Annotated in this window: 7 protein-coding genes; 2 read left to right on the top strand and 5 right to left on the bottom strand. The window is 48.8% G+C overall.

Annotated features, from left to right (window positions below):
* Positions 1-78: 78 nt before the first annotated feature.
* From FJZ26_03770 to FJZ26_03780, 3 genes are all read right to left on the bottom strand, one after another.
* Entirely contained in the window at positions 79-384 is a 306-nt protein-coding gene (locus FJZ26_03770; GenBank protein ID MBM3229524.1) for a hypothetical protein, read from the bottom strand.
* 85 nt (positions 385-469) lie between these two features.
* Positions 470-1,804: an inositol-3-phosphate synthase gene (locus FJZ26_03775; GenBank protein MBM3229525.1), complete on the bottom strand. Its 1,335-nt coding sequence runs from the start codon at positions 1,802-1,804 to the stop codon at positions 470-472.
* Positions 1,805-1,976: 172 nt separating this feature from the next.
* A complete protein-coding gene (locus tag FJZ26_03780) occupies positions 1,977-2,963 on the bottom strand; it encodes a hypothetical protein (protein ID MBM3229526.1) in 987 nt (328 codons plus the stop codon).
* Positions 2,964-3,050: 87 nt separating this feature from the next.
* On the opposite strand from FJZ26_03780, the gene FJZ26_03785 reads away from it, so the two are divergent.
* Positions 3,051-3,404, top strand: coding sequence for a PadR family transcriptional regulator (locus FJZ26_03785; protein ID MBM3229527.1), 354 nt, complete (start codon positions 3,051-3,053; stop codon positions 3,402-3,404).
* A 44-nt stretch (positions 3,405-3,448) separates the two neighbouring features.
* The gene (locus tag FJZ26_03790) at positions 3,449-4,018 is read left to right on the top strand and encodes a hypothetical protein (GenBank protein ID MBM3229528.1); all 570 of its coding nucleotides are present in this window, start codon (positions 3,449-3,451) and stop codon (positions 4,016-4,018) included.
* A 57-nt stretch (positions 4,019-4,075) separates the two neighbouring features.
* Here the strand turns inward: FJZ26_03790 and FJZ26_03795 are convergent, their stop codons facing one another.
* Together FJZ26_03795 and FJZ26_03800 are read right to left on the bottom strand one after the other, a co-directional pair.
* On the bottom strand, positions 4,076-4,477 hold the full coding sequence (locus tag FJZ26_03795) for a hypothetical protein (GenBank protein MBM3229529.1): 402 nt from the start codon (positions 4,475-4,477) through the stop codon (positions 4,076-4,078).
* A gap of 95 nt (positions 4,478-4,572) precedes the next feature.
* Positions 4,573-4,749, bottom strand: coding sequence for a DNA-directed RNA polymerase subunit K (locus tag FJZ26_03800; protein MBM3229530.1), 177 nt, complete (start codon positions 4,747-4,749; stop codon positions 4,573-4,575).
* Positions 4,750-5,384: the final 635 nt, after the last annotated feature.

Here is a 5,384-nt window from a genome sequence, read left to right on the forward strand (position 1 = left end):
TCCAAGGCCTTGTTTTTTGAAGCCAACTTATGGACTTGCCTTTTGCACTCGTCAGTCTTTTCGAGGGAATACATTATCTCACTTGAAAAGCGCATCTATTGTCGTAGGGCTGGATTTTTCCCTGCGCGAGGCCTTCAAGGTATTAATGAAAGTTTTTTTCATTGGCCTTTCATCAACCGGATGCCAATCATTTTCATCCATCCAGCGCAAGTCAGCATCAGAAAAAGGCTCTTTTTCCACATATTTGCGCAGGATTTCGAGCTTGCGCAGCTGTTTTATCTTTTCAACTATTGCATTGCGCGCAACCTCGCTCCAGCGTATGTCATTGTGCCTATTCATCTCAAGACGCAGCGTGTCGGATACGGAAAGGGTGATATTTACCATTTACATCACACATAAATATGTGCATTCACATTTTTAAGTGTTTGTTTCCGGTTTTTTCCGTTTCAATAGGGAGCCTAGCCCTTGCCTATTCTTCCGCTTGTTTTCCCCAATAATCATAATACTCCATTCCAAGGTGCGTAATCAAATCCTCTCCCATAAGGTAGCGCAGCGTGTTTTTCAGCTTTGTATGCTGTATAAATAAGTCATGCTCAGGGTAAAGGGACGAGGCGTGCATTGGGGCCTTGAAATAAAACGAGAGCCATTCCTGCATCCCGCGCATTCCAGCACGCTGAGCCAGGTCCATGAAAAGTGCCAGGTCAAGAACTATTGGAGCTGCCAAAATGCTGTCCTTGCAAAGAAAATTGATTTTTATCTGCATGGGGTAGCCAAGCCAGCCAAAGATGTCTATGTTGTCCCATCCCTCCTTGTCGTCGTTTTTCGGGGGGTAATATTCAATGCGCACCTTGTGGTACATGCCCTTGTAAAGCTGGGGGTACATGTCTGGCTGGAAGATGTGCTCAAGTGCTGACTTTTTGCTGACCTCCTTGCTTTTGAAGGAGCCTGGGTCGTCAAGCACAAGCCCGTCGCGGTTTCCAAGTATGTTTGTTGAAAACCACCCGCGCACGCCAAGCATTCTGGATTTGAGCATTGGCGCAACCGCAGTTTTTACAAGCGTCTGGCCTGTCTTGAAATCCTTGCCTGCAATGGCCACGCCTTTGAGTTTGGCAAGCTGCTCAAGTGCGGGGATGTCAAGTGTCAGATGGGGCGCGCCGTTTGCATATGGCACGCCTTCCATAATCGCCGCATAGGCATAAATCATGGAGGGGAGAATGGCAGGGTCGCTTTTCTCAAGCCCATTTTCAAAACTTTCAATGGTGCTGTGCACCTGTGAGGGCTCGGTGTAGGTTTCAGTGCTTGCGCACCACACGACAACCATCCTGTCAAGCTTCTTTTCAGCCTTAAAGTTGCGCATATCCTGCCTGACTGCCTGTGCCAAACCCATTTTTGTTTTCCCTTTCTTTACATTTGGCCCGTCTATATTTTTCACATAATTCCTGTCAAACACCGCCTTCATGGGCTTTATTTTCTCTAGCTCATCTCTGACCAAATCCAGGTGTTCTTTTGAAAGCACGCCTGCCTTTATGGCAGCCTCGTAGGCATTGTCGTGGAATATGTCCCATGCTCCAAATTCAATATCAGAAAGATTTGCAAGGGGCACAAAGTCCCTAATCAGCGGAGTTTTGTTTTCGCCCCTCTTGCCAAGGCGAATTGTCTGGAGCTGCGTGAGGCTTCCAACAGGCGTCAAGGCGCCCCTTCGCGCAAGCATGACGCCTGCAATAAACGTTGTTGCCACGGCGCCAAGCCCGGGGGTGAGTATGCCAAGCCTTCCAGATGCCTGCCTGATTTTGACTTTTGCCATTTGAAAACCACCGTCAATTTTCGTATATTGGACAGAACTGTCAAGCCTGTTTCTGGCATCTGCCAATGCCTAATGCTATTTATGCCACATTATATTATTTATGCAGCATATAAATACCTTTCCAGAATGCAATTATGGGGCCATTGCACCGGTGTGTCCTGGCCAAGGCGGGCTACTTGGCCTGCCTGCGCGTCATTTCCATCTCAAGGGCAAAGCCGAAAAACGCCCGCTGCCCCCAGGACTTCAAAACCTCAAGCCCTCGCCTGCTGCCATTGCCGCTTGCCGCAGATTTTTGCCCTTCTTTCTTGCCGCCTTTTGCAGAAAGGATTTTTGTTGCAGCTTGCGCGGACTGGGCTGCCGCATCCTTTGCGCTCATAAGCCCCTGTGCCTTGGCAATGGCCTTGACAAGCTCCTCGCGCTTTATGGTTATCCCGGTCATGTCATAGGCTGGAGTCGGGCAAAAGTAGTAGGACTTTTTGAGGCTCGAGGAAGAAAGGTTTGATACATGGGCAAAAATCCTGCTCACATGCGCAAGATATGCTTCAAGCGCTTTCCCATCCTGCCGGGCTTTGAAGTCCGAAAGCAGCCTGCCGTCATCCAAAACCTCCAAGTCAAATTTTTGAACATTTTCGTTATACTGCACTATTGCATCAATAAAGTCAAAACCCGCCCCTTCTGCAACAGGCCTGCACAGAGAAGTCACCCCATAGCATGCCTTCTGGCACTCGTCCCTTGTGCTGCACAGGCTTTTTTCATTGCCCATGTATCTCCTGCACACCATCTCCTCCTGCCGCGTCCCGTTGAGCTTGAGCACCTGCAAGCTAAGCTGCTCCACAAGCCTTGCATCAAGGGGCGTATCGCCGTTTTTGATTGCAGCCTGCCTTAGCACTGCTTCAATCTTCCCCTCCTTTTCAAGCAGCACTGTCCCACCTTCCCTGCCAACCCTGAAAACAAGCGTAGAGCCTGCCGAGGTTTTTACTATCGCATGGCTTTCGTTTGCCGCATCCAGCCACTGGACATTAAAGGTCGCATCTTGCGGTATCACTCTGGAAATCTCAAGCTCTGCATTTTCAAGAACGTTTTGGCTTGGCAAAGAGCTTGGCGAAAGGCAGAAAATCGCCAAGGCAGTAATAAGCATTCCAAAATGGAATTTTCCCATTCAAAACATCTTTTTTGCTGTTGCACTATACGACTGAATGCCTTTTCCCTTAGAGCTTTATATACTTGCACCAACCTATCCTGCCTGATGGCAGCAAGGAAAATAAGCAAGGCTCCAGGAACAAGTGCCAGCCCACACGCAAGCAGGGCGCTTTCCCGAGTCGAAACGCTTTTGCGCTCAGGCAACCTGTGGCTTTACATTGTTTCGCTTGCGTCAAAAGGAAATATCCACGCATACACCCTCCCAGACCAGATTGAGCGCAGGTTTGGCTTTCGGCCCGGGCGCATCATGTGCTACATCGTGGCCTACAGGCTAAAGGCAGAAGGCCTGCTTGAGGTTGCAGGTGCGGGGAGGCGGGTCTACTACAAGGCAACAGTGTTTGGCAAAAGGCAGCTAAGGGCAGCCAAGGGGATAATCAGCAAAACGGCATCAGCTTTATAGTCCAAGGCGCAGCAGGGGAAACAATCGCTTAACCATGTGAGAAAATGGCCACAAAAAACATCGTTGTCCTTACAGGCACCCCGGGCACTGGAAAAACCAGGGTATCACAGGTGCTTTGTGAATCGGACTGGCACGTGCTTGACTTAAACGGCCTTGCCAAATCGTGCGGGCTTTTGGGGCAATACGATGCACAGGACAAGGCTCATGAGGTTGATATCAAAACACTTGAAAAAGTTGTCAAGTCGGTACTGGCGCACCTTGAAAAGCCCATTGTAATCGAGGGGCACCTTGCCTGCGAGATAAAAATAGGTGGTGCGATTGCGTTTGTCTTGCGCTGCAACCCGGATGAGTTAAAATCAAGGCTTGAAAAAAGGGGCTATGGCGCGCCTAAAATAGCAAAAAACTCCCTGGCCGAAATGCTTGACTACTGCACCGTCAGCTGCGAGAGAAACTACAGGCAGGTTATAGAGCTTGACACCACATCCTCAACCCCGGAAGGCATTGCAGTGAAAATCATGCAGATTTGCGAAGGAAAGCGAAAAATGGCCGGCGACAAGGTGGACTGGAGCAAGAAGCTTTACGACCTTGACGTAAGAAAACTTGTTGAAGGCTAGGCGATAAGCAAAAAAGCGAACCAGAACTTGAAAAAGAAATGAATTTCAAAAAATAAGTCAGGCGGATGCAGCTGGCTGCGCATCTGGTTTTTTGGCAGTTGCCTGTCCGTGTGCTACTGTATCTTGTGCCTGTATAGCACCTGCCTGCGCGGGCGCCACAATTTGCCCTGACGCCCCGGCCTGCTGGGGTTTTTTTATCACAAAATCTATTGCAGTCTTGCCTGTTGGAAATGCCTTGCCGTTTTTTGCAATGATTGGAAAATTGTACTCGTTGCAAACCCGTGTCAGCTCAGGCATGTCAATTATCTTGTCTGTTAAAAGATACGGCACGTCGCCAATCTGCAGCTTTTCATAAGTCAGCCTGAAAGGTATTATCTGGTACATGCCTGAGCGCTTGAGGCGTATCCTAAGGCCGCCAAGCCGCAGTATTGTCTCAAAAGAAGGAATCTTGCCAAACATAAAGTCACTCAAATCTTTTTTTCAAAACTACTTTTATCAGCTCTTTTTCAAAAACCTAGAGTCAAATCAACTAAGCCTGGGCACAAAGCCGCCAATCAGGCGATATGCTGCCGCAGCACCACAAGCGGTATTGCCCCGGCCTCAAGCTCCACTTCGGCAATTTTCATTGCAGTGGGGCTGGTTGGCACCTCTACAAGTGGCGGGGCACCAGAGATAAGCTGAAGCGCGCGTGCGCCTATTATCCTTGCTTTTTCGTATTTGCTAATGTTCATGGAAACTCACCTTTTATTGTATGGCAGGCCAACAAATCCTAAAAACAGCCAGGCAAGAAGTTGCCTAAGTATCTTTCCTTGGCTATTTTAGCGAAGCTTAATTTTTAATGCCTTTCTGTGCCCCTCCTAGGGCATAATGCGTTGATTATTGCACCTGGATTTCCATTTTCTGCAGGCAAGGTCTTGTTTTTCATGGAAGCGTCGGGGGTGCAGCAGGCGTATCGTCATCCGCAATGTTTAGCCTACAGTCAGAGCCGAACTTGAGCAGGTAAGTTGCTCCAACTGCGTTTGCCGGAATCGGGGAAGCCGAAGTCGGGACGCTTCTTACAACAAAATCATCATCATAATGCCAGCCCTGGTCGTTCGTGCCGCCGCCTCTTTGGCCTTTGCTCGGGTTCCAGTAATTGCCCTTGGCAACATTGCAGTTTGCCAGCATCTCCTTCATGTTTTTGCCGACCATGAATGGCTGGATTGTGAAAAAGTTCCAGCCTTTTTTTATTGTGGGGTTGCTTGCCTTAAAGTTGACCTGGGAATCAGTCTGAGTGTCAAGTTTTGTCTCAATCCTGCAGTTTTTAGAGCTGTACATCCACCAGCCGCCATACATTGCATGGTAATATGCCAGGTTCTTTTCTCCT

This window comes from Candidatus Parvarchaeota archaeon (assembly GCA_016866895.1).
Lineage (GTDB): Archaea > Micrarchaeota > Micrarchaeia > Anstonellales > VGKX01 > VGKX01.

Coding starts and splice junctions, on each gene's coding strand:
- FJZ26_03770 (MBM3229524.1), bottom strand. CDS start 384: ATGGTAAATATCACCCTTTCCGTATCCGACACGCTGCGTCTTGAGATG.
- FJZ26_03775 (MBM3229525.1), bottom strand. CDS start 1,804: ATGGCAAAAGTCAAAATCAGGCAGGCATCTGGAAGGCTTGGCATACTC.
- FJZ26_03780 (MBM3229526.1), bottom strand. CDS start 2,963: ATGGGAAAATTCCATTTTGGAATGCTTATTACTGCCTTGGCGATTTTC.
- FJZ26_03785 (MBM3229527.1), top strand. CDS start 3,051: ATGGCAGCAAGGAAAATAAGCAAGGCTCCAGGAACAAGTGCCAGCCCA.
- FJZ26_03790 (MBM3229528.1), top strand. CDS start 3,449: ATGGCCACAAAAAACATCGTTGTCCTTACAGGCACCCCGGGCACTGGA.
- FJZ26_03795 (MBM3229529.1), bottom strand. CDS start 4,477: ATGTTTGGCAAGATTCCTTCTTTTGAGACAATACTGCGGCTTGGCGGC.
- FJZ26_03800 (MBM3229530.1), bottom strand. CDS start 4,749: ATGAACATTAGCAAATACGAAAAAGCAAGGATAATAGGCGCACGCGCG.